Genomic DNA, 3513 nt, shown 5'->3' with positions numbered 1-3513 from the left:
CCTGATCGGCGCAGAGCGACAGCCTACCTCTGACTGCCGCCAATCTTTGCAACAGAGCCAGCACCGCCACCTCTTCACTTCGCAAGGGGGAGTAGGAGCGCGACAACATCGCGGCTCGGCCTGGACAACGCTGCTCAACGGCGAGCCTGTGCGCTACATCGACAACCGGACCTTTGAAGTGATTGCGACGGGTGAGCTGCTTGCCCACGATCCACAGCGTTGCGACTGTGCGCCCGCAGTCAGGATCGCGACACGGGATGGTAGCAAGGAAAATATGGCGGGGCAGACATAGCCATGTCCGTCTGGATTACCCGATCAGCCCCCGACAACCTGCGCACGGCGCGCGAACTGCGCGGGTGGGGACAGATAAACGATCGGCTGCCGCGTCGATTTGACATTAAGGAGGTGTACCGCGATGTTCGCTGGATGCCTCTGCTTGAGACATATAAGCGGTTCATTGATCACGCCGGCCAACTCGCCGCACGCCGCTAGCCCGAGCTCGCGGACATTTGCCGCTTGAGTTCGGGCTCTATTCGATTTTGATCCCGCGGATGCGCGAAGCGCGTCCGCGATCTCGAATAAGCGGGAATCGCACATGTCAGAATTTACTGAAAAGCCGCACCATCGCCTATCGCACCATATCGATGGGATTCGCATCGTAGAGAATCGCCAGCGGTTACGCTCAAGACCCAAGCACTTCTTTTCTAACAATTTCTCTCTGGAAATAGAAGACGAAGCGACCACACATTATGAAACCGATTCCAACAGCAGGCTCAGTCGTCTGGGTAGATTTATTGACCTAAACCTTGCTTTCCTAATTCTGGTCGTTGGCGTTCCAATACTTGTTTATTGCGTGATTAGCTCGTCGCTTTGATAGGCCGGATCGGCATCATCGTCCATGACCGTTGGTATCACCGGTCATGGACGGTGCGTCGAATTTTGACATTGGCTTTCCCGAAGCCTGTTTCCGATCTGATGCATAAATCACAATTTGTGCATCAGATCGAGAATGGCGGAAATCTGCGCCTCTCCCTGATGCAAAAATCTGATGCACAGATAGTGCCCATAATAGTGGGCGAAGCCACCGTTGGGCAAACTAATCTTGCGGCTCTGCCGCAGTGGCTCCGCTGCGCAGTCGGTTTTCCCGTGTTGCCAGTTCTTCAAACCGACACAGCGGCACAGCCTTGGAAAGCTGACGGTAGAATTGAACATGAAACCGGACGGGTCCAAGCGGCACAACATGATGGAGGATCGTAGGCTCCACCAAACCTGGTCTGCTCTCAGGCGTCAGTATAAGTTCGGCACCCACTCGGCGTGGATCGGTTACGCAATAGCGCAATCGGCCTTCCGCCACCTGTATCAGCCCCCATACCCCTGGCTTCGTACAATGATCCTTACGAAGGCCCGCTGGAATCGAAACCTCTGTAAACACGTCAGTCTGACGATATGGCTCCAAGCCTTCGGGAAGTTCGGCAGCGGCCTCTGATGGCATGATTTCCGATGTCACGCCGCCTCAGTGTAGAGCATGGTTTCACGTGCCTTCAGAACGTCGGCAAGGAACCAGTACGCCTCGCCCCATGCATTCAGCACGGTATCATCAACCGCATCTCCAAGAACGTCCTTGATCGCCGGGAGCAGGGCGTTCGCAACGGCAGGGTAATGCTCTGGCTTAATGTGCGTCGCGACGTGGCGCGCAGCGATGCGTTCGATCGCGGGTTTCAACGCCTCAAGCTTGTCGGCGTTCTGTGCGAAGGCAAGGATGGCAGCCGCAAGCCGCTTAGGCTGCTCGCCAGATTCTTGAGCCGCCATATCGAATAGGGCTTTGATTTCAGGATCGACAAACAGCCGTTCGTACATGCGCGTCGTGATTTCCACGCCATGAACCTGCAGGATCGGCGCAGTGGATTTGACGATGGCGATAGTCTGTTCAGAAAGCGGCGTGGTCATGGGCAATTCCATATAAACATGCAGATGGAATGCATCTATACTCCTGCTCTAAAAAGATGCAATACACATGCATGTTTAAGGTCAAGATTTGAGATGCGCCTGACCGCGCATACCGACTACGCGCTACGCATTTTGCTCCATGCAGCACTAGCGGCTCGGGATGGAGACGGGCTGTTGGGGGTCGCGCAAGTGGCGGCCGACCATGCTATTTCACGCAATAATGCGATGAAGGTAGTAAATGTGCTTTCCAACGCTGGTCTACTCCAGACCGTGCGCGGGCGCAGCGGAGGATTTCGTCTCGGGCGTTCAGCCGAAACTATCACGCTTGGTGAGGTGGTGAGACTTACCGAGCCATGTCTGAATCTTGCCGATTGCGAAAACTGCATCCTGCGCGGCAGCTGTGGTCTAAGAGGTATGCTTAACAAAGCTATGGGCGTATTTCTCGCTGAGTTGGACCAACAAACTCTTGCGCAGGCTGCCGCTGGCTCACGGCTCCCTGCAGCGATCCAGCTCTCGAACGTACCCCGCGCCAGCACCACTTTAGTCTACAACTAATTTCCCAGATATCGTGCTAAACATATTTAAGCCAATCCTTGCAGGCGCGACCTTGCCAGATCGATTGATCGCAAGTTTGGGTGCTGCGATTGCCATCGCTCTTACCATCGTAGTTTGTGCTGGCCTTCCTCTTTCTGCTGTGGATTTGCCGATCATTGTCGCACCCCTTGGTGCTTCAGCGGTATTGGTATTTGCCGTGCCTTCCAGCCCTCTAGCCCAGCCTTGGGCCGTGGTCGGCGGCAACACCATTTCAACCTTGATTGGCGTATGGGCGTTCAATCTGTTTCCAGACATCACACTTGCCGCTGGCGTCGCGGTGGGCGGCGCGATTCTGGTGATGTCGCTACTGCGCTGCCTACATCCCCCGGGAGGCGCGGCTGCGCTTACTGCAGTAATTGGCAGCCAAGGCATTCACGCAGCAGGATATAGCTTCGCTTTCGCGCCGGTAGCGATCAATTCCATAGCACTTGTGTCGATAGCTATGTTCTTTCATCGTATGACCACACATAGCTATCCGCACGTACCAGCCCTCACGCCGGAGCCTCGCGTTCCACGAGCTTTTCATTCATCCGATATCGATGCGGCACTGGAAGATATGCATGAAAGCTTCGATATCAGTCGTGAAGATATCGAAGTGCTGCTGGCACATGTCGAACGACATGCTCTAATGAAATCCCAGCGTCGGTAAATCCGTCAACTTCTCGATAATTTATGGCATTGTGGTTGCCCATTTCGTTGATGCAAAAGTTTTGATTTTTGCATCAAAAGCGACCGGGATGGCAAAGATCGACCTGAACGAAAGACCGTTTTTGGATCCCCCCATTTGTGACTCGAGCGTCCGCTAAGAGCCTGATCCGAAATTAAGTTGAGTGGTATCAGCGGGTTAGCTTGACGCCATCCCAAGTCGTTGATTCAGGGGTTTTTGCGAAAACTTCCGGAGACCAACGATGTGGACCGATACCACTCGGGCGCAGTATGCCCGTGCGGCACTGGCTTTGCCAAGCGATTTGA

General features: G+C 54.5%; 4 protein-coding genes and 2 pseudogenes. 4 read left to right on the top strand and 2 right to left on the bottom strand.

Annotation, left to right across the window (positions count from 1 at the left end; translation table 11 throughout):
• Together IL54_RS25500 and IL54_RS25495 are read left to right on the top strand one after the other, a co-directional pair.
• Positions 1 to 292, top strand: a pseudogene (locus IL54_RS25500) (hypothetical protein); the annotation flags it as partial.
• Positions 293 to 939: 647 nt separating this feature from the next.
• A complete protein-coding gene (locus IL54_RS25495) occupies positions 940 to 1257 on the top strand; it encodes a hypothetical protein (protein WP_237748964.1) in 318 nt (105 codons plus the stop codon).
• A 10-nt stretch (positions 1258 to 1267) separates the two neighbouring features.
• Here the strand turns inward: IL54_RS25495 and IL54_RS23340 are convergent.
• Positions 1268 to 1492: pseudogene (locus IL54_RS23340) on the bottom strand (DUF1971 domain-containing protein); the annotation flags it as partial.
• Between the two features lie 11 nt (positions 1493 to 1503).
• Positions 1504 to 1947 (bottom strand): globin domain-containing protein, encoded by a 444-nt coding sequence (locus tag IL54_RS18895; protein WP_037479448.1) that lies wholly within the window; start codon positions 1945 to 1947, stop codon positions 1504 to 1506.
• A 93-nt stretch (positions 1948 to 2040) separates the two neighbouring features.
• Here IL54_RS18895 and IL54_RS18890 point away from each other — a divergent pair, with 93 nt between their 5' ends.
• Positions 2041 to 2502 carry an RrF2 family transcriptional regulator gene (locus IL54_RS18890; protein ID WP_037479447.1) on the top strand — a complete coding sequence of 154 codons (462 nt, stop codon included), beginning with the start codon at positions 2041 to 2043 and terminating at the stop codon, positions 2500 to 2502.
• Between the two features lie 52 nt (positions 2503 to 2554).
• Positions 2555 to 3190 carry an HPP family protein gene (locus IL54_RS23335; RefSeq protein WP_237748962.1) on the top strand — a complete coding sequence of 212 codons (636 nt, stop codon included), beginning with the start codon at positions 2555 to 2557 and terminating at the stop codon, positions 3188 to 3190.
• Positions 3191 to 3513: the final 323 nt, after the last annotated feature.

Source organism: Sphingobium sp. ba1, from assembly GCF_000743655.1.
Lineage (GTDB): Bacteria > Pseudomonadota > Alphaproteobacteria > Sphingomonadales > Sphingomonadaceae > Sphingobium.
This window is presented reverse-complemented; position numbering and strand designations above follow the sequence as displayed.

Excerpts from the sequence above, each read along its gene's own strand:
- IL54_RS18895 (WP_037479448.1), bottom strand. The coding sequence starts at position 1,947 with ATGACCACGCCGCTTTCTGAACAGACTATCGCCATCGTCAAATCCACT.
- IL54_RS18890 (WP_037479447.1), top strand. The coding sequence starts at position 2,041 with ATGCGCCTGACCGCGCATACCGACTACGCGCTACGCATTTTGCTCCAT.